Annotated in this window: 24 protein-coding genes; 17 read left to right on the top strand and 7 right to left on the bottom strand. The window is 42.9% G+C overall.

Annotation, left to right across the window (positions count from 1 at the left end):
• Positions 1-8: 8 nt before the first annotated feature.
• The gene (locus ABHN01_RS00120; protein WP_429873856.1) at positions 9-488 is read right to left on the bottom strand and encodes a PaaI family thioesterase; all 480 of its coding nucleotides are present in this window, start codon (positions 486-488) and stop codon (positions 9-11) included.
• 187 nt (positions 489-675) lie between these two features.
• Between ABHN01_RS00120 and ylbD the strand changes: the two genes are divergently transcribed.
• Both ylbD and ABHN01_RS00110 read left to right on the top strand, forming a co-directional pair.
• Positions 676-1,113, top strand: coding sequence for a spore coat protein YlbD (gene ylbD / locus ABHN01_RS00115; RefSeq protein WP_429873855.1), 438 nt, complete (start codon positions 676-678; stop codon positions 1,111-1,113).
• A 12-nt stretch (positions 1,114-1,125) separates the two neighbouring features.
• Positions 1,126-1,371, top strand: coding sequence for a YlbE-like family protein (locus ABHN01_RS00110; protein ID WP_290399678.1), 246 nt, complete (start codon positions 1,126-1,128; stop codon positions 1,369-1,371).
• Between the two features lie 47 nt (positions 1,372-1,418).
• Here ABHN01_RS00110 and ABHN01_RS00105 read toward each other — a convergent pair whose 3' ends face one another.
• Complete coding sequence (locus ABHN01_RS00105) at positions 1,419-2,189, bottom strand: ATP-grasp domain-containing protein (RefSeq protein WP_429873854.1); 771 nt, start codon at positions 2,187-2,189, stop codon at positions 1,419-1,421.
• A gap of 162 nt (positions 2,190-2,351) precedes the next feature.
• On the opposite strand from ABHN01_RS00105, the gene ABHN01_RS00100 reads away from it, so the two are divergent.
• A complete protein-coding gene (locus ABHN01_RS00100) occupies positions 2,352-2,792 on the top strand; it encodes a YlbF family regulator (protein WP_429873853.1) in 441 nt (146 codons plus the stop codon).
• A 31-nt stretch (positions 2,793-2,823) separates the two neighbouring features.
• On the opposite strand, the gene ABHN01_RS00095 is transcribed toward ABHN01_RS00100, so the two are convergent.
• Positions 2,824-3,141 carry a hypothetical protein gene (locus ABHN01_RS00095; protein ID WP_290399675.1) on the bottom strand — a complete coding sequence of 106 codons (318 nt, stop codon included), beginning with the start codon at positions 3,139-3,141 and terminating at the stop codon, positions 2,824-2,826.
• 94 nt (positions 3,142-3,235) lie between these two features.
• Between ABHN01_RS00095 and ABHN01_RS00090 the strand changes: the two genes are divergently transcribed.
• Positions 3,236-3,511 carry a YlbG family protein gene (locus ABHN01_RS00090; RefSeq protein ID WP_290399674.1) on the top strand — a complete coding sequence of 92 codons (276 nt, stop codon included), beginning with the start codon at positions 3,236-3,238 and terminating at the stop codon, positions 3,509-3,511.
• A 67-nt stretch (positions 3,512-3,578) separates the two neighbouring features.
• Here ABHN01_RS00090 and ABHN01_RS00085 read toward each other — a convergent pair whose 3' ends face one another.
• Entirely contained in the window at positions 3,579-3,956 is a 378-nt protein-coding gene (locus tag ABHN01_RS00085; RefSeq protein WP_429873852.1) for a DUF7147 family protein, read from the bottom strand.
• A gap of 393 nt (positions 3,957-4,349) precedes the next feature.
• Between ABHN01_RS00085 and rsmD the strand changes: the two genes are divergently transcribed.
• Both rsmD and coaD read left to right on the top strand, forming a co-directional pair.
• Entirely contained in the window at positions 4,350-4,907 is a 558-nt protein-coding gene (gene rsmD, locus ABHN01_RS00080; RefSeq protein WP_429873851.1) for a 16S rRNA (guanine(966)-N(2))-methyltransferase RsmD, read from the top strand.
• 24 nt (positions 4,908-4,931) lie between these two features.
• Positions 4,932-5,420 (top strand): pantetheine-phosphate adenylyltransferase, encoded by a 489-nt coding sequence (gene coaD, locus ABHN01_RS00075; protein ID WP_290399671.1) that lies wholly within the window; start codon positions 4,932-4,934, stop codon positions 5,418-5,420.
• On the opposite strand, the gene ylbJ is transcribed toward coaD, so the two are convergent.
• Positions 5,417-6,652 carry a sporulation integral membrane protein YlbJ gene (ylbJ, locus tag ABHN01_RS00070; protein ID WP_429873850.1) on the bottom strand — a complete coding sequence of 412 codons (1,236 nt, stop codon included), beginning with the start codon at positions 6,650-6,652 and terminating at the stop codon, positions 5,417-5,419. The genes coaD and ylbJ overlap by 4 nt on opposite strands.
• 118 nt (positions 6,653-6,770) lie before the next feature.
• On the opposite strand from ylbJ, the gene ABHN01_RS00065 reads away from it, so the two are divergent.
• Positions 6,771-7,598 (top strand): patatin-like phospholipase family protein, encoded by an 828-nt coding sequence (locus tag ABHN01_RS00065; protein ID WP_429873849.1) that lies wholly within the window; start codon positions 6,771-6,773, stop codon positions 7,596-7,598.
• The gene (locus ABHN01_RS00060) at positions 7,555-8,598 is read left to right on the top strand and encodes a SepM family pheromone-processing serine protease (RefSeq protein WP_429873848.1); all 1,044 of its coding nucleotides are present in this window, start codon (positions 7,555-7,557) and stop codon (positions 8,596-8,598) included. Before ABHN01_RS00065 ends, ABHN01_RS00060 begins: the two co-directional genes overlap by 44 nt.
• An 11-nt stretch (positions 8,599-8,609) precedes the next feature.
• On the opposite strand, the gene ABHN01_RS00055 is transcribed toward ABHN01_RS00060, so the two are convergent.
• The gene (locus ABHN01_RS00055; RefSeq protein WP_429873847.1) at positions 8,610-9,851 is read right to left on the bottom strand and encodes a nucleotidyltransferase; all 1,242 of its coding nucleotides are present in this window, start codon (positions 9,849-9,851) and stop codon (positions 8,610-8,612) included.
• Positions 9,852-9,999: 148 nt separating this feature from the next.
• Here ABHN01_RS00055 and ABHN01_RS00050 point away from each other — a divergent pair, with 148 nt between their 5' ends.
• From ABHN01_RS00050 to ABHN01_RS00035, 4 genes are all read left to right on the top strand, one after another.
• Entirely contained in the window at positions 10,000-10,521 is a 522-nt protein-coding gene (locus ABHN01_RS00050; protein WP_429873846.1) for a YceD family protein, read from the top strand.
• Between the two features lie 60 nt (positions 10,522-10,581).
• Positions 10,582-10,755 carry a 50S ribosomal protein L32 gene (rpmF, locus tag ABHN01_RS00045; RefSeq protein WP_007202619.1) on the top strand — a complete coding sequence of 58 codons (174 nt, stop codon included), beginning with the start codon at positions 10,582-10,584 and terminating at the stop codon, positions 10,753-10,755.
• A gap of 101 nt (positions 10,756-10,856) precedes the next feature.
• Positions 10,857-11,621 carry an enoyl-CoA hydratase/isomerase family protein gene (locus ABHN01_RS00040; protein WP_429873845.1) on the top strand — a complete coding sequence of 255 codons (765 nt, stop codon included), beginning with the start codon at positions 10,857-10,859 and terminating at the stop codon, positions 11,619-11,621.
• Between the two features lie 145 nt (positions 11,622-11,766).
• On the top strand, positions 11,767-12,378 hold the full coding sequence (locus ABHN01_RS00035; protein WP_429873844.1) for an RsfA family transcriptional regulator: 612 nt from the start codon (positions 11,767-11,769) through the stop codon (positions 12,376-12,378).
• Positions 12,379-12,415: 37 nt separating this feature from the next.
• Here the strand turns inward: ABHN01_RS00035 and ABHN01_RS00030 are convergent, their stop codons facing one another.
• Positions 12,416-12,901 carry an N-acetyltransferase gene (locus ABHN01_RS00030; RefSeq protein ID WP_429873843.1) on the bottom strand — a complete coding sequence of 162 codons (486 nt, stop codon included), beginning with the start codon at positions 12,899-12,901 and terminating at the stop codon, positions 12,416-12,418.
• Positions 12,902-13,063: 162 nt separating this feature from the next.
• Here ABHN01_RS00030 and ABHN01_RS00025 point away from each other — a divergent pair, with 162 nt between their 5' ends.
• The 5 genes from ABHN01_RS00025 to bshC all read left to right on the top strand — a co-directional run bounded on the left by ABHN01_RS00025 (position 13,064) and on the right by bshC (position 19,038).
• Positions 13,064-14,404: an acetyl-CoA carboxylase biotin carboxylase subunit gene (locus ABHN01_RS00025; protein ID WP_429873842.1), complete on the top strand. Its 1,341-nt coding sequence runs from the start codon at positions 13,064-13,066 to the stop codon at positions 14,402-14,404.
• 31 nt (positions 14,405-14,435) lie between these two features.
• Positions 14,436-14,648 (top strand): acetyl-CoA carboxylase biotin carboxyl carrier protein subunit, encoded by a 213-nt coding sequence (locus tag ABHN01_RS00020; RefSeq protein ID WP_290399661.1) that lies wholly within the window; start codon positions 14,436-14,438, stop codon positions 14,646-14,648.
• A gap of 57 nt (positions 14,649-14,705) precedes the next feature.
• On the top strand, positions 14,706-16,247 hold the full coding sequence (locus ABHN01_RS00015) for an acyl-CoA carboxylase subunit beta (RefSeq protein WP_429873841.1): 1,542 nt from the start codon (positions 14,706-14,708) through the stop codon (positions 16,245-16,247).
• Between the two features lie 91 nt (positions 16,248-16,338).
• Positions 16,339-17,235 (top strand): 2-dehydropantoate 2-reductase, encoded by an 897-nt coding sequence (locus ABHN01_RS00010; RefSeq protein ID WP_429873840.1) that lies wholly within the window; start codon positions 16,339-16,341, stop codon positions 17,233-17,235.
• A gap of 174 nt (positions 17,236-17,409) precedes the next feature.
• Positions 17,410-19,038, top strand: a complete 1,629-nt coding sequence (gene bshC, locus ABHN01_RS00005; protein ID WP_429873839.1) for a bacillithiol biosynthesis cysteine-adding enzyme BshC — start codon at positions 17,410-17,412, stop codon at positions 19,036-19,038.
• Positions 19,039-19,099: the final 61 nt, after the last annotated feature.

Genomic DNA, 19,099 nt, shown 5'->3' with positions numbered 1-19,099 from the left:
ATTCTCCCTTATTTTTTAATGATAAAAAATGTTCCGGTCGAGACGGCAACTAATTGATTTTGGTCTCCGTAAACTTTAGCTTCCATAACAATAACCTTTTTACCGCGGCTGAGTACTTCCGCTTTGCACCGAAGAAATTTTCCTGTCCCTGGTGAAGTATAGTTTACTTTCATTTCCATAGTAACAGCAGCTGAACCTTCAGGAAGTGTCAGGCTTGCTGCTGTACCCATAGCGGTATCCATCAGAGTTGCCGTGAGCCCGCCATGCACCATTCCTAAAGTATTGCTTAATAATGGAGTAATCGGTATGGTAATTTCCAGGTTATGATCGTCAATGATGTTCAAATGCATATCCATCAGGCTCGATATGTAAGAGGAACGTGTATTTTCCCTTTTATTTTTTAGGCTTTTCATTATCCCTGAAAGTAGATGAATTTCTTCATCTGAGGCTTCTGCTATGAAGGAAGCCAATTCATCGTAAAGTCCCATCTTTATTTCCTCTCTCTCTCTCTCTAGTTGCAACACCCGGCTGCTCTTCAATTTTGACATAAAGAGCAAAGGTTAACAATGATGTTTAACCATCAGCACTGCAAAAATAGGCGCACCTTTTTATAGGCGGAACTGTATCATGTAGTAGGTGAATTCTAGTCGTTGAAGGACAGCCGGGGGTGAGAAGATGAAAAAAGACGTTGAGGCATTCCGAATATTTGTTCAGAAACATCCTAAGCTGATAAGTGAAGTCCGTTCAAATAAACGTTCGTGGAGGGATGTTTATGAAGACTGGTATTTCCTCGGAGAAGAACATGAAAGCTGGGATCCGTTCAAGTCGGTTCCAGATGAGGAGGCGGTAAAGAGCGATCATTTCAGGGGGCTGAAAGAAAGAAAGCAGAAACAGGCACCAGCTGATCAACCGCCAAAAAAAGAGATTACAGTCGGCGATGTTTTCTCCATGTTTCGGGACATCAATGTCAGTGAGCTTCAGCAGCACATTGCCCAGTTCAGCGGGGCAATCGAAGGCATTCACCAGCTGCTAAAGCAATTTCAGGGCAGCAAGCCCGTTCAGGGTCCGCCGACCAAACCAGGTGAAAGTTATTTTTCTATTTTTAAAGACTAAGGGGTGTGCCGGATGAGAAGAGAAATTATCGATTATTTAAATACAAGGCCGGATCTCAAATTTTTTATTCGGGAACAGCCTCGATGGTATCGCGATCTTTCGAGGAATCCTCTCCTGCTGGAAGTTATGGAAAATGAAGCGAATGTGTTCTTTGGAAGAACATTTGGCCAGAGGATCGATAAGTTTCACAACCAAGTGAAAACGGTAGGCTTAATGATTGATTTTCTGAGTATGATGGGAAAAGGGGAAGACCTATAGGCCTGCTATAGGCTTCTCTATTCACCGTATAAAAAGAATAATCCAATTTACCGGTTCTTTCCGGAAGATAAAAGGTAATCATGGATTTTTTTCTCTGGAGATACATCGATGTGGTTAAACGCCTGGTTGCCAAACAGAACATTGAATTCCAGGATATAAAAACGGCCGTTCGCCGCAACGATATCAAAGCCGGCATGATTAATGTTTAGTTCTTTAGACACACGAAGGACAAGCTCTAATGCTTCTCGAGGAATGTCATCAAATGAAATGGTTCCGCCTTGGCTTACATTATTATGAAAGCCGTTGCTGCCTATACGCCAATAACTGCCGATAATCTCATCGCCAACCACACATACTCGAAGGTCACGGTCGATCGGTAGATATTCCTGTACATAGAAAACATCGTTTGCTTGTGCGTACTCATCAAATTCCTGCTCGTTATGAATGAGAAACACACCTTTTCCCATCGAATTCCGGATTTCTTTGGCAACAAAGGGAAATGGAAACGATTCCAGCACTTTCCGCTTGTTCTCTCTGGAATTTCCGAGGATTTCGGTGTAGGGAAGGTTTTCTGGACAAACCGTCCACAGCGCGCGTGTCATTTCCATTTTGCTGTACCCGAGCTGAATGCTTTCAATGCTAGGAAATATTTTTTTCTTCATACCATAGACCAGTGAATTTACCTGCCAATTTTCGGGGAAAAGAAGAACGTCGGCTGCTTTAATTTTATCAAGTTCTTTAAACATGTTATCGGGCTTCACATATTGTATATTAGGTATTCCAATCGTTCTAAAAGGATTAAACGTCACAAGTTTCATTTGGGATCCTCGCTCTCCAAGTCTTTCAAACGAGAGTATTATACTTTTTTTCAACGAATGGAGTCAACGTTATTTGGCTGATTTTCTTTTATCTCGTAAAAAATTCAGCTATAATAGGATGAAACCAAAAAGAATAAGTAATCATTGCAGGGAGTGAGAGGGATGTTGGGATCAGTGCTGGATATTGAACTGCTGGATGAATCCTATTCTCTCGGAAAAATGATAGCTGAATCTGAAGCTGCCATACAATACCGAGTGTGTAAATATAATCTTGAACAAGACGCAAACGCACAGAAACTTATCATGGAATTCAATAGAGCAAAAGAATTGTATGAAGAAGTGCAGCGTTTTGGAAAATATCATCCTGATTATAAGACCGTATCAACAAAGGTAAGGGTTTTAAAAAGGGAACTTGATTTTAATGAGACCATCGCTGGTTTCAAAAAAGCCGAGAAGGAACTGGAAAGTCTGTTGAACGAATGCAGTTCTCTGATCGCCGGCAGCGTTTCGGAGCATATCAAAGTACCTACGGGCAATCCATTTTTTGATTCGAAAAGCTGCAGCGGAGGATGCGGAAGCGGCGGAGGATGCAGCTGCAGTTAAGAGCTCTTCACGGAGCTCTATTTTTTCTATATTAATGATAGCGGATACAATCCTCACAAAGGTTGCCGCAGCAAAACATCTTCATTTGAGGAACAAGAAAACGAAATCGGAATACATATAAATCAGAATCTGTCCGTACATAGGATAATTCTGCATTTAGCCTACTGCCCTTCATGGCCTGCATCGAGCGGTTCTTCAGCTCTTCCTCAATTTTTGTTCGATCCGCCGTGCCATCCGTTCTAATATAGAGAAAGGGCAAACCGGTGATCAGTTTCTTTTCGGCCGAGTGGACAAAGGGCGTCTGCCGTATGGCCTCGAGGAAACTGTTCCAAATGTGATCCAGATCCATAAGGAAATCCCTCCCTTTCTTAAATGGGATGAAATTGCAGACTGATCATAATCGTGCTAGACTAAAAAAAATGATGGTGGTAAAGGAGTATTTTATGATTGGAAACCGAATGGGGCTTGCGGTTTATTTGCATTCATTGAAATTTTCTAAGCAGCTGAGAAGATATGGAAATGTGCATTACATTTCTAAACGGATGAAATATGCGGTAATTTATTGCGATGGTTCTAAAATAGAAGATGTTGCGAGTAAACTTGAATCTCTTCATTTCGTAAAAGAAGTGAAACGATCCTTTAAACATGAAATTAAAACAGAATATGAGAGCAAGATTCCGGATAAAGCAAAGGAATATGATTATAAGATGGGATTATGAAGTAGGATGACCCGAAAACAGGATTGGGTCATCTTTTTTTATGCTCAGATTCAGCAATGCGCTTTACTTATGACAATGGCGGAATAAGATAGTTTAAGCGCAAAATACCGGTCAGATAGTGGTAATACAGCTCTTTCTCTTCAAAGTCGCCAGAAGGTTTCACGTCAAACATGATGATCTCTTTTTCAAGTTTTCGTGAGAGCTCTTCAAAAAGCTTAAAACGTTTTGAATCGGCAGGAATTCCTTCACGGCATATGTACAGCGGCTGAAAATTCCCTTCGTTTGCAGGATCCAGAACGACAATGAATGAAGCTTTTGGATTGCCATGAATCTCTGTTCTCAGACAGAGCAGCTGACTGACTCTTCTTTTGTTTGTTTCAGCAATTTCCATGAGTTCATAAATATCCGAGTAGCCTTCTCCAAGCTCTATAAAACGCTGAATCATACGATTCGATGCCCCCTTTCTATCTTTGACTTTAGCACACAAGGCTAAGGCTGAAAAGTGAAAGCCAGCCCTGTTCCATAAAAAAAACCCGCAGAACTTCTGCGGGTTGCCCAAGGATAAGTAAAAACACTTTTACTATCTTTAAGGCGATGGGAGAGGAGAAACCGGAGGAAGAACTTATGGGGAAGTAAGTCTTCTCCGCGGTTGGCAACAACATCAGTTAAGGGATGTTGTTATCTTTAGTATGGCCCCAGCCGGATTTTCTATACTTTCAACGGACAAAATTACTGTCAGTTTCTGTTTATTCTAAAATAAATGTGATAGGATAATGAAGAAATGACGGCATAGACCGTTGCGAGACCATTTTATTACTTCATGTTAGGTGTGGAAAAAATGAGAGTAATTTCAGGAGAATGCAAGGGCAGACCTTTAAAGGCTGTTCCTGGACAGTCGACACGTCCAACAACAGATAAAATTAAAGAATCGCTTTTTAATATTATCGGTCCTTATTTTGCAGGCGGGGCCGGACTGGATCTGTATGGAGGAAGCGGCGGGCTCGGGATTGAGGCCCTAAGCCGGGGAATGGATAAAATGATCTTTGTAGACCGTGATCCTAAAGCCGCAGAGACGATTAAAAACAATATTAAAGCATGCGGTTATGAAGAGAAGACTGAAGTATATAGAATTGAATCCCATCGGGCATTAAAAGCATTAAAAAAAAGGGAGTTTCAATTTGATCTCGTTCTTCTTGATCCTCCTTACGCAAAGCAGCGGATTGCTGACGACATGGAAAAGCTGGATGAATATGGACTGTTAAGTGATGGGGTTCAGGTCGTTGCAGAACATGATCCAGGGGTAATTCTTCCTTCCTCGATCGGAAGTTTAAAAAGAGTCAGAGAAGAGACGTATGGGAGCACGAAGCTCTCTTTGTACTTGAAGAGAGACGAATAAATATACACACAAGAGGAGGCCAGCATGGCGAATATAGCCGTTTGTTCTGGAAGTTTTGACCCTGTCACACTTGGACATTTGGATATTATTAACCGGGGGGCAAAGATTTTTGACGAGGTGATCGTTGTTGTAGCCAATAATCAAAATAAGAGCCCGCTGTTTTCTGTAGAAGAACGAATGAGCCTGCTTCAGGAAGTGACAAAGGACATTCCGAATGTTCGTGTCGATTCTTTCAGCGGTCTGCTGATCGACTATGTTAAAAGTGCAGGCGCGAATGTCATTCTTCGCGGACTTCGGGCCGTATCGGATTTTGAATATGAAATGCAGATTGCCTCAATAAACAAAAAGCTGGATGAAGATATTGAGACGTTTTTTATGATGACAAATAATCAGTATTCCTTCTTAAGTTCCAGTATCGTGAAAGAGGCTGCCAAATACCATGCTTCCGTAGAAGGACTCGTTCCGCCTGGCGTACAGGATGCATTAATACAGAAATTCAGAAACCCCCGTTAATGGAAACGGGGGTGTTTTTTGTTAAGAGAATGCTTAAGTCCCCATAGTAAAACAGAAAGAATAAGAGTAGCAAGGGTAAGACAGGAACCGTATTTGATTAAGATATGCCAAAATTTCTCCCAAGGAAACAGAGTTAACTGGTTCTGCGCCCAGACTGAAACCGATGATTTCGAACTGCTGGAAAGAAACAAAGGGAAGAACAGCATGGCCAATACAGAAGCATACAGTCCGTGCAAAAGTCTCGCAAAAAAGAACGGCTTGAATCGTATATCCGTTTCCGCCAGAATACTGGCCACTTGTGCCTGAACAGAAAACCCGCTGAACGCCAGAATGAAACTGACGATGACACCTTGCTGTAAAAGGATGCTGGAGCTTTCGCTCGCGAGCTTGCTTCCCATAGTGATCTCAAACATTCCGGTAATGAGGGGATAACTTAAAGAACTCGAAATGGAAAGTATCGATAAACCTTTATCAAGAAAATGTGCAAGAATCGGTGTAATCGCCAATAGGTTCAGAACTTTATTGATGACAGAAAACAAAATGATAAATCCTCCGATCATCAACAATGTACTCGTGGATGATTGAACAGCATCACCCAGCAGCTTCCCGATGGGCCGGCCATCAGCCAGCCTGGCTTGATGCATTTTTTGCAGCGCACTCAATGGTTCGTATCTCGGGACCAAACCTTTCAATTCATTGCCTTTCTTCGTTTTCTTTCCATGAAATCTCATCGTGAGACCAACAAGAATATTTCCGGCATAGTGGCTTAAAGCGAGGATGATACCAAGAGTCGGATGATTAAAAAAACCGACAGCCACTGCACCAAAGATAAAAAGCGGGTTGGAACAGTTCGTAAAAGAGACGAGTCTTTCTGCTTCAATAGTAGTAATTTCTTTTTGCTGCCACAGCCTTGCGGTTAGTTTGGCCCCTGCCGGGAAACCGGAGGATAACCCCATAGCCCAGACAAATCCACCTGAACCGGGCACCTTAAACAAAGGTCGCATTAACGGTTCAAAAAGGACTCCGAAAAAATGCACGACACCAAACCCGATCAAGATCTCAGAAAGGATAAAAAAGGGTAAAAGAGAAGGGAATACTACCTCCCACCACATCTTCAAACCATCAAGTGAAGCTTCAAAAGCCGCTTTTGGAAAGATCATGACCGCAGCAGCGAGTGTGACTGCACCTAAAGAAAGTACGATCGACTTGTAAAAATTCCACTTCACTTTCATCCCCCGTTTCATCAAGAGAGACCGATCAGCGGTCCCTTGTCCATCTATATATTTATACGTATAGACAAGTAAATTAGACCATATCTTAAAAAGGACAATAGGTTAGGAGGAGTCTTTGATGCAGAGGCCGATCATCGGTTTGGCACTTGGGTCAGGAGGAGCTAGGGGGTTTGCTCACATAGGGGTGATCAAAGCCCTTCGCGAAGCGGATATACCGATTGATATGATCGCTGGAAGCAGTATGGGTGCCCTTGTCGGAGCTATGGTCGGAATGGGGCATAACAATGAGAATCTCATAAAAATGGCAACTTTGTTTAAAAGAAAGTATTATATGGATTATACGGTTCCCAAAATGGGATTTGTTTCTGGGAAAAAAATTAAGGAACTTGTCCGTCTGCTCACACAAAATAAAAAGATAGAAGACACGATCATCCCGCTTTCAATTGTCGCCACAGATTTGATCAAAGGTGAAAAGGTTGTTTTCAGAAACGGTCCGATTGCAGAGGCGGTTCGTGCAAGTATTTCCATTCCGGGCATTTTTGTCCCAGAAAAAATAGACGGCAGGCTGCTTGTTGATGGAGGAGTGATTGAAAGAGTGCCGGCAGCTGTTGTAAGGGAAATGGGGGCGGATATTGTGATCGCTGTTGATATCTCCCATTTTAAAGCACAGCCGGAGATGGCTTCCATTCTGGACGTTATTGTCCAGAGCATTGATATCATGCAAAGAGAAATTGTTCGATATCATGAAATTTCTGCTGATATTATGATCAGGCCAATGGTTGAACAATACAGCTCGACTGCTTTTAAAAATGTAAATGAAATCATCTCGATTGGTGAAGAAGCAGGAAAGAGTAAAATTGGGATGATTAAAAGGAAAATTGAAACTTGGAAGGAGAACAATCATGAAAGACCATCAAAATCCCCGGAGATCGAACCGGATCAGTAAGCTGTCACTTCTCGGGGTTATCGTGCTGGCACTTGTCATCGCACTTTATCCACTGCCCTACTATGTGACTTCGCCAGGAAGCGCCAATGAACTTGCACCCATTATTCACGTGAAAGATGGAGACAAAGAAAAAGGAAGTTTCATGCTGACCACAGTACGAATTGGAAAAGCCAATATTCCGCAATATTTATATGCAAAAGTAAGCGATTACCGGGAACTCCTTCCGGCAAAAGAAGTGCGTTCTGATGATGAAACCGATGAAGAGTACAACCAGCGTCAGCTTCAAATGATGCAGGATTCCCAGCATGCTGCAACTGTTGTTGCTTATCGTAAAGCAGGAAAAAGTGTAAAGATCATCAGCAAAGGAGTATATGTCACTGGAATTATTTCAGGAATGCCTGCGGAAGGTAAACTAAAAGTCGGAGATGAAATTACAGAGTTGGATGGAAAACCGGTTAAAACAACAGAAGAACTCTTGGAAACCCTTGGCGGGAAAAAAGCGGGAGACAAAGTACAATTAAAAGTCCTCAGAGGGAAAAAATCGTTCACAAAGACTGTAGCCCTCGCCAAATTCCCTAAGAAGCTCAGCCAGAATAATGAAAAGAAGTCCGGTATCGGTATTACATACCCTGTAACAGATGTAGAGATCAAAGTGGATCCGCCCATTAACATCAAAACAAGTGAAATCGGCGGCCCCTCAGCAGGTTTAATGTTTTCTTTAGAAATATTGAACCAGCTCACAAAAGGAGACATGACCAAAGGCCATAGGATTGCAGGGACAGGGACAATAAATATTAATGAAGAAGTTGGCCCGATCGGGGGCATACAGCAGAAAATTGTGGCAGCGGATAAAGCTGGAGCTGAAATTTTCTTTGCGCCAGTCAGCGCCAATAATTATAAGGATGCTAAAAAAGCAGCGAAGGATATTAATACGGATATGAAAATTGTACCCGTTAAAAAAATGGATGACGCCCTCAATTATCTGAAGAAATTAAAATAAAAAGCAGAGGCCTATTGAAAGAGGCTTCTGCTCCTGTCATAACGTAAAGGAGGGGTACTGTACTCTTCCTTTATTTTTTTTGTTAGAACGGATTGCGGATATCCTGCATAATAGATCGATGAAACACGCTGTTCGAGTTCAAGCATCGGGTGATTGTGCTGGGAAACGGTCGAGACAATCGGAACGTTCACTTCATTCTTGCGTGTTTTCAAGTATTGCTGTCCTTCATCGCTCATCCCGAGGATACGAATGTAGGGAGGCTTTTGGCTGATCCATTCTGCGGCTGCTCTTTTGTTCACATTGTGCAAAATATGAAGGCACATCCTCTGAAGCCTCGTCCATGTATAGCGCTTTGTTTTTAATGCGGACATAAACTCATGAAAATCATTGGTCCCGGTGATGACTGAACGGAGACGATGCTCCAAGCCTTCTTCTGTTTCATACAGCTCTCTCAACTGCTCTGGTGTTGATGAGAGCAATTTATATCTTAGCAACGGGTACAGGTTTTCCCAAGTGGTAAAAGTGCCAGATTCCTTCAAATGTTTTATTAGTATATCCCGCGTGTAGCCAGGAACCGCTTCATCAATCATTGTGATGTCTATTTTTTCAGATTCCAATAATGTTTTTCGGATGGCGGTAGCACTTGCGATTTTATGTGCAGTGATTTGATCATCGTGGTACGCAGCGCCAATCCGTTTGATCGTCTCGGGCCTGATTGGAAATTGGTGGCTCAGAATGGATTTCACATATTCAATGCCTAAAATGTTGTTAGGCTTGGACAGATCCAATACCTGATCACCTAATGAAAGTGCCCCAGCAGCAAGGGAAGACGCCTTCGGATAGGAATGACCTTGTTTAATGTATGAACGAAAAGAATCATCATACAGTGTCTTCTGCTTCTCCAGTTCAGAAATGGTGTGGTAGAATGAATCCATGTTTCCTGATTCACTGCCAAAACAGATAGCGTCAACACCCATTTCATTTAACAAAATGACACTGGATTGGGCAAAAACGGGGGCAGGTGAGACGGCGAACAGGTAAGGAAGTTCAATAACCAGGTCAGCGCCTCCCATAAGGGCTGTTCTTGTCCGTTCCCACTTCGAAAGGATGGCGGGTTCACCACGCTGCAGGAAGTTTCCGCTCATGACGGCAACAATTATGTCACTTTCTGTTTGTTTTTTTGATTGTTGCAAATGATAAGAATGTCCATTATGGAAAGGATTATATTCAACAATAATTCCGCAGGCCTTCACGGATTAACCTCCTTTTTGAATCGCCTTCTTGTTACTTCTAGTTTAACGCGAATTACTGTTTCTTTAAAGAACATGCTGTAAAGATATTATGTTGACATTTCTCTTTATGGCCGATATAATTATTACTGTTGCCTTGAGGTGAAAATAGATGAAATGGTCACTACAGGAATTAAAAAACTTTTATCGAAAACCGCTTGAATTTGATGAGTATGTTGATGCAAGTGAAATTAAATCGCTTGATAAAGAAATTCGCGATATACCGCCTGTTCATGTTAGCGGACATGCCGATGTAACACAGCAAAAGGCCACATTCTACCTGAAAATTGAGGGAGAAATGGTTCTTCCTTGCTCGAATACGCTGGCCGATGTCCATTTTCCATTTTCGATAAAGACAACCGAAATCTTTCTTCTGGATCCCTCATATAAGGTACCGGTTGAAGAAGAGAACCTTCATACGGTTGAAGGGCATTTCCTCAATCTGATGCCTTATATACAAGAGCATATTCTGCTTGAAAAGCCGATCAAAGTGGTAGCCTCGCCTGATGCCAAGGATAAAAAGGCTCCGCCTGAAGGAGAAGGATGGCAGGTCGTTACAGAGGAAGAACGCAAGAACAAGATTGATCCTAGACTTGCGGATCTTGCCAAGTTTTTTGACAAAGACAAATCGTAAATTGGAAATCTGATGCAGATTCAGACAAAGCCAATACCCCATTTTAAGGAGGTGGATAACATGGCAGTACCTTTTCGCAGAACTTCCCAAACCCGCCAAGCAAAGCGCCGTACTCATTACAAGCTTGAAATGCCTGGTATGGTAAAATGTCCACAATGTGGAGAATACAAACTTTCTCACCGTGTATGCCGTGAATGCGGTTCATACAAAGGAAAAGAAGTAATTAGCAAATAAAAAGAAACAGGAAGCACATCCGCTTCCTGTTTTTTTTTGGACAATAAAGGGATTTCCCATATTAAAACCGAACTATATGGGTGACATAAAGGGGGAATAAGATGGAAAAAGTAACGTATTCAATCGAAAACGAAACCGGATGGATCACCATCAACCGTCCTGAAGTCAGAAATGCCGTAGACTTTCAAGTCATGGATCAATTGGATCATTACATAACAGAGGCCAGTAAAAATGAAACAGTGAAAATACTTGTCATCCGGGGCGCTGGAAAACAGGCTTTTTGTGCAGGAGGCGACCTGCGGGCGTTTTCAGGGCTCAAAACAGAAAGGCAAGCGCATACCATGCTGTCAAAGATGGGAGAAGTGCTAAAGCATCTGTTTTTATTTCCTAAGCCGACTGCGGCATTGATCAACGGAACGGCTGTGGGTGGAGGGTGTGAAATCGCAGCTGCCTGCGATATCAGAATCGCTTCTGCAAATGTAAAAGTAGGTTTTGTGCAGGGTACTCTCGGGATTACTACCGGCTGGGGCGGAGGCACTTACCTCATGGAGCGTGTCCGAAAGCTGGATGCTTTGGATATGCTTTGGAGCGCCGGAAAGCTAACGGCAAAACAGGCGGCCGACAAAGGATTCTTACAGTATCTGATCAAAGATGGAGATATTCAAACGGAATGCACTAAATATTTAAGACGCTACACAGAACATTCAGTCAATGTATTGAAGGCATATAAGCAGGTATATCTCAGGAGTCTTCCCCTTCATGAAATAAACAAGCGGGTGGATGAAGAAATAAAAACATGCGCAAAACTCTGGGAATCAGAAAATCACCACCATGCAGTGGCTGCTTTTTTCAATAATACCAATTGATTTTCCCATTCCTTTCATACTTGGTATAGTATCCTGGCGAAATGGAAATCGTACGATGGAGACCTCTTATTAATAGAACAAAAGTCTATCTTTTCTATTAATTGCATAACTATGTAAAAACGACATAAACGATGGAGGGATTAGGTTGACTGTTGTTCGCCAGGATGCTTGGAACCAGGAAGAAGATGTATTGCTTGCGGATGTTGTACTTCGCCATATCAGAGAAGGGAGCACTCAGCTCGCAGCCTTTGAAGAAGTGGGTGAAAAACTGTCAAGGACGTCTGCCGCCTGCGGGTTCAGATGGAATTCTTTGATCAGAAAAAGATACGAATCAGCGATTGCCATAGCCAAGAGACAGCGGAAAGAACGGAGTAAAGGTAAGAATAGCGGCTATGAGGAAAGCAGGGAAGACAATGTAATGCATGCTGGTAAAAGAGATGAATATGTCGTTGCGAAAGAAAAGTCGTTATCTCTTGATGATGTCATTGTCTTCTTGAAGAATTTTAAATCTACCGAAGAGCGGCGTTCAGACCAAGAACTGGCTAAACTCAGAACTCAGGTAGAGGAACTGAAGCTGCAAAATGCACAATTTCAGTCGCATCTGCAAAAGCTTAATCATGAATATCAGCTCGTTTGTGAAGACTATAAGGCACTGATCGAAATCATGGACCGTGCGAGAAAAATGGTGGCGACCGACGAGGATGGGGGCAATCATCTCACATTCAAAGTAGATGGTCTACAAAAACTGGAAAAATAAAAAAGATGGCGCTTATCGCCATCTTTTTTATTTTTGCTTATTGCGTTTGTTCTGTTACACCCTTTGGATAGTACACATATGGATTTTCCCCGCGGTCCCTTTCTTTATTATACGTAACGCCTTCAAAGTCCATTTTTTCCCAGAAACCGCTCGACTGTTGTCTTCCATTGGTTTTAATGGGAAGGTTGAAAGATTGTGCAAATCGTACCAGTGCTTTACCGTAGCCTTTCCTTTGGAACTGCGGGAGTACTTCAAGCTTCCACAATTCGAAGTAGTCCTGCGGAGGGCTGAAATAACGGTCGTAGGCTGCCTCAATCCGATATAAGCTCATTCTGGCCACTAGTTTGTCTCCGAAATAGATGCCGTAAAAAGGAGACTCACTATCATTTTCAATAATGTTATCTTGAAGGTCCTCAAGCATGGACAGCTCTTGAATCCCGTATTCTTTGAACTGCTTAAATTCTTCTAATGTTTTATAGTTGATGACTAAGCGTTTAACTGTATACGTGTCAATGGTGCTCATTCTTTGTTCCCCCTCAAATGACTGTTGATTATCTTTTCCTTTAGTATATACCAATTATGCAAAAAATTCTTTAAAAAAGAAATATTCGTTTTGTAGCCGCTTGCAAAAGGAGAATGCTAGTTTTTGTCGAATAAGTCAAGAGTCATCGAAGGGAGGATATAAATGAAGAAGTTATTGATCGCTAACCGCGGAGAAATTGCAGGGAGAATCGTTAAAACGTGTTCTGAAATGGGAATTGAATCGATTGTGGTTTATTCGGATGCAGATAAGGATCTTCCCTATGTTCAGCAGGCCAGCCGTGCTTATCATCTTGGAGAGCCGCCAGTTATTAAATCTTATTTAAACCAGGACAAAATTATTGAGATTGCACTGTCTGAAAAGGTTGATGCGATTCATCCAGGCTATGGATTCCTCTCCGAAAATGGGGAGTTTGCTAAAAAAATAGAAGAAATGGGCATTACCTTTATTGGTCCTTCACCAGACGTAGTCGAGGCGATGGGAGACAAAGTTGAGGCGAGAAGAACCATGGAGAAAGCAGGAGTTCCTGTTGTCCCAGGAACAACAGATCCGATTGCAGACGTGGAACAAGCGGCAGTTATCGCCGGTAACATCGGTTATCCCGTTATGCTGAAAGCAAGTGCAGGAGGCGGAGGAATCGGCATGGTCCGCTGCGATGATGAAGAAACCCTTCGAAAACAGTTCCTCTCCAGCCAGCAGAGAGCAAAGATGTACTTCGGCAGCGACCGTATGTTTATCGAGAAATTTATCAGCCCTGCACGCCATATTGAAATTCAAATATTTGGTGACAGCCAAGGGAACATCATTCATTTGTTTGAAAGAGATTGTTCGATTCAGAGGCGTCATCAAAAAGTCATCGAAGAATCTCCATCTCCTTATTTAACTGAAAAACTGCGGGAAGAAATGGGGGAAGCTGCCGTTAAAGCAGCCCGGTCTGTCTCTTATACGAATGCGGGAACCGTCGAGTTTATCGTGGATGGTGAAGGGAATTTTTATTTCCTAGAAATGAATACACGTCTGCAGGTCGAGCATCCGGTAACAGAAATGACCACAGGTTTGGATCTTGTTAGATGGCAGATTGATGTAGCCGAAGGCCGATCGCTCCCTCTCCTGCAGAATGAAGTGCAGCAGAACGGCCACAGCATGGAGTTCCGCTTATATGCCGAGGATCCAGTGAAATTTCTTCCATCGCCAGGGAAAATTGAAGAATTAGTATTCCCTGAAGCGGACGGAATTCGAATTGATGCTGGTTATGAAGCAAACAACACCGTTTCACCTTTCTATGATCCGATGATTGCTAAAATTATTGTAAGCGATTCCAACAGGGAACAGTGCTTGAAGAAAGCTGCTCAGTTCTTCAAGGCATTTAAGGTGAGCGGCATAAAAACAAATGCCCCATTGTTCAGGAAGATTCTTGAGGACCCTGATTTTCAAAGCGGAGTTTATACAACCGGTTTCTTGAGCGAGAACCCAAAAGTCGTCTAACAAAAAACTAAAGCCTAGGAGTGTATGCGAAATGAAACAAGTTATAGCATCAATGGCAGGCACAGTGTGGAATATTGCTGTATCAGAAGGAGAACAGGTATCAGCAGGACAAAGTGTGGTCATTCTTGAATCAATGAAGATGGAAATCCCGGTTGAAGCCGAGTCGGCAGGAAAGGTCGAAGAAATTAAAGTGGCAGTTGGAGATTTTGTAAACGAGGGAGACGTTCTCGTTACACTTTCCTAATATGACGAAAATAAACTGAACGAGCGCTCATTCTTTAATGGATATGGAGGGATAACGATGGATTCAACTAAGACAGAATCGTCCTATGACGTACTTGTCAGCAAAATTAAAGCAGGCGGAGCAGAAAAGTATCATGCCAAAAACGCCGCTCAGAATAAGATGTTTGCCAGAGACCGTCTCTCGCTGCTGTTTGATGAAGGTGAATTCCAAGAGGAAGATGGCCTGTTCGCGAACAGCCAAGCAGGCGACCTTCCTGCTGATGGAGTTATCACGGCAACTGGAAAGGTTAACGGCCAGACCGTATGTGCGATGGCGAACGATTCGACGGTAAAAGCAGGTTCATGGGGTGCGCGCACCGTCGAAAAAATCATTCGGATTCAGGAGATGGCCCAGCGGCTGAAAGTTCCGATGTTCTATCTCGTTGATTCTGCAGGCGCAAGGATAACTGACCAGATTGACATGTTCCCAAATCGAAGAGGAGCAGGAAGAATATTTTATAACCAAGTGAAAATGTCCGGCATGATTCCCCAAGTCTGTCTTCTTTTTGGCCCTTCCGCTGCAGGGGGAGCTTATATTCCTGCATTTTGTGATGTTGTAATCATGGTGGACCAGAATGCGTCCATGTATTTGGGTTCACCAAGGATGGCGGAAAAAGTTATCGGCGAGAAGGTGACACTTGAAGAAATGGGCGGCGCGAGGATGCACTGTTCAGTCAGCGGCTGCGGTGATATTTTGGCAGCAGATGAAAATGAAGCGATCACCTATGCGAGAAAATATCTTTCCTACTTTCCGTCTAATTACAAACATAAACCCGCGATAACACAAGAGAAACCGCCTGTTTCAGGCAGAGATCCCGGAGAGATTGTTCCGAAGAATCAGAACGTCCCTTTTGATATGTATGAATTCATCAGCCGGATTGTTGATGAGGACAGTTTTTTTGAAATGAAAAAACTGTTTGCTGCAGAGATCGTTACCGGCTTTGCGAGGATTAAAGGCCGTCCAGTCGGTCTGATCGCCAACCAGCCGAAAGTCAAAGGCGGTGTGCTCTTTGTGGATTCTGCGGATAAGGCCGCTAAATTTATCACACTTTGTGATGCGTTTAACATCCCAGTCATCTTTTTGGCGGATGTTCCGGGCTTTATGATCGGCACAAAAGTAGAACGGGCAGGTATTATCCGTCACGGTGCCAAGCTGATTGCAGCGATGAGTGATGTTACCGTACCTAAACTCTCTGTTATTGTCCGAAAAGCCTACGGAGCCGGGCTTTATGCAATGGCAGGCCCCGCGTTCGAACCAGACTGCTGCATCGCACTTCCAACCGCGCAGATTGCTGTAATGGGCCCAGAAGCCGCTGTGAATGCAGTATATTCAAACAAGATTAATGAAATTGAAGATCCGAAAGAACGTGTCCTTTATGTCCAGCAAAAACAACAGGAATACAAAGAACATATAGACGTATATAAATTGGCATCTGAACTGATCATTGATGACATCGTAGAGCCTTCAGCTTTAAGAGAGACGCTCTTTCACCGGCTCGTCTTCTTTGAATCAAAAGAAATGGTGTTCAGTGAAAGAAAACATCCGGTCTATCCGGTATAGCAGATACCTCCGCTGTGATTGGCGGAGGTTTTTTAATGATCAAATATGATACCATGAAAGAAATAATCTCGACGAAAGATAGGAGAAGTTAATGAAAATCGCCATCGTTGGAGGAGGCTCTATCGGTCTGCTCCTAGCCGCATTTTTTTCGGAGGAAGGCCAGGATGTTACTGTTTGCACGAGAACTGCCGAACAGGCAGACGCCATTAACGCACATGGTATAAAGTACCAAGCTGCGCCGGACTATAGTAAAATCCATCGGGTTTCTGCTGCAAGGGTGGATGCTTACCGTGAAGTCCCGCATTATGCGATCATTTGTGTAAAACAGCACCGGCTGCCCGAAGTCTGTTCGGTTTTACAGTCCAGCCCAATTTTTAGAGACAGTACGCTCCTTTTTATTCAAAATGGCATGGGTCATGTAGACCCGCTGCGTTCACTTCCGCAAAACAATATTCTCGTTGGAATTGTTGAACATGGTGCACAAAAGGAAAACCATCATGAAGTAAGGCACACGGGCAAGGGGAAAATTAAGATTGCCTCCTTTCGGGGCGGCATTGACAAAGCTTTTTGGGGAAGAATGATTACAGGAAGCTTCAAGATCGAAGGAAAAGACCGACTTGAATTTATTATGAAGGAAAAGCTTGTCGTAAACAGTGTCATTAACCCATTGACCTCTTTGTTTCGTGTTCAAAATGGTGACATCGAACAGAACAGCTTCTTGACCGAGCTGGCAAAGCTTCTTTTTAAAGAAACCTGCAGCATTTTAGGAATAAACGAAACGACAGATGCATGGGAACATGTTCTCAGGGTTTGCCGAAGCACAGCTGAGAACCGTTCTTCCATGTTGATCGATGTAGAAGAAGGAAGACAAACGGAGATAGAGGCCATCAGTGGTTATCTCTTGAAGCTTGCTGAAGGCAAGGGGAAGGATGTTCCTTACACAAGGTTTGTCTATTTCGGAATTAAAGCTCTAGAAAGAAAAAAGTAAAGAGGAATTGCTTGCATTGAATGTTGCTTCTTTTTCTGCATAAGTTACATTGAGAGGGCTTATTGTGCCAAGCAAGGCTTCAGAACGCTTCTCCGAGCATTTCGTTTTGGTGATGAACCTGTACTTTGCTATACTCTATAAGCAGTTGTATACATAGAGAAAGGACGTACTTATATGAGGATCGATGAATTCCCTCTTCAAGATAAAAACCAAATAGCCGCATCATATTCAGCTGCTGATCCTTCAGTGAAAAACCTCTATGATTACAATGGGTTCAATGCTGATATGATGGAGCAGCGTGTTTTAGATATTGGGAGGAGAGAATATGAGCGCGATAAATTGGCGAATTATCTTTCTGATTATAATTTTCAATTTTCCTGTTCAAAAGAAACTTTAACGAACATTGATAAGCTTAGAAACCCTATAAGTGCTGCAGTCATTGGAGGGCAACAGGCGGGATTGCTTACAGGCCCGCTGCTGACCATCCACAAATGCATCAGCATTATACAATTTGCCTGTATACAGGAACAGCAGCTTGGTATTCCAGTCGTTCCTGTCTTCTGGATTGCCGGTGAAGATCATGATTATGATGAGATTAATCATGTGAACATTAAACGGAACGGACGGCCTGAAAAACGGTCTCTCCCACCGATTAGCCCATTAAAGACCTCTGCGACATTGATGGAATGGAATAGTGGTAAGGCGGCAGAGTGGGCTGAGTCTGTATTTAGGGAATTTGGTGAGACCGAATTTACGAAGGAAATCCTTTCTAAAGTGAAAGAGGTCTTTACCTCTTCCAAAACAGCGGTTCATTCATTTGCTCAGTTAATCACCGATCTATTTGGAGATTATGGACTGATTTTAGTCGATTCGGGGGAACCACAGTTCAAGCGGCTTCAGTCAACCACACTGGAAAGGATGATTGCTAGAAATTCTGAGGTGGATAACGCTTTTACAGAAGGCATTCATCAATTAACCCGCCAAGGGTTTCCTGCTCCTGTAGAGCTGCAGAAAAACAATGCTCACCTGTTTATTTATCATAATGGGGAAAGACTTTTATTGTTCAGAGATGAAAGCGGCAACTACGAGACAAAAAATGATGAAGTTTCGTTCACTTCTGAACAGCTTTTAACCTATGCGAAAGAAAAGCCGGAGCTATTCAGCAATAATGTTGTTACAAGACCCGTTATGCAGGAGAGTTTGTTTCCTACCTTGGCGTTTATCGCTGGATCTGGCGAGATTGCCTACTGGTCCGCGCTTAAAGAGGTCTTTCATCTTTTTGGCTTTAAAATGACCCCTCTTGTGCCAAGGCTGTCCATGACGATCGTGACGGAAAAGAATGAAAAACAGCTTAAGGAAACCGGGTTGAAGGTGGAGGATGTTCTTCGAGAAGGAACCGAAGCAAGTAAACTGGCTTGGTTTGAGAGCCACAAGCCTTATAACACGAAAGACGTTTATTCTAAAACGGTGGCAAAGATCGAAGAGGCACACTCTGAACTGAAAAAATTGGCGCTCTCCATCGATCCGTCCTTGGAGAGGCTTTCGGAAGTAAACCTCAATCGGATTAAGAGTGAATTGGACTATCTTCATAATAAAATGGATCGTGCGATGAAAAGGGAATTTGTAGAACCTCTTTCTCTGTTCGATCATCTCCAGTGTGATCTTGCTCCAGATGGCGTGCTCCAAGAACGAGTTTGGAATACTTATTCTTACATTAATCGGTATGGTAAATACTGGATAAAACAGCTGGCATCCCACCCCCTTGATTTCAACGGCAAACATAAGGTTGTGTATCTGCGATAAAACGAATAAAAAGATAAAAAAATCCTGCTCCTACAGCAGGATTCAGAACGTCGACAAACCC

The organism is Fictibacillus sp. NRS-1165 (assembly GCF_050468105.1).
Lineage (GTDB): Bacteria > Bacillota > Bacilli > Bacillales > Fictibacillaceae > Fictibacillus_C > Fictibacillus_C terrinigri.
The sequence above is the reverse complement of the archived record's forward strand: the minus strand, read 5'-3'. Positions and strand labels throughout refer to the sequence as shown.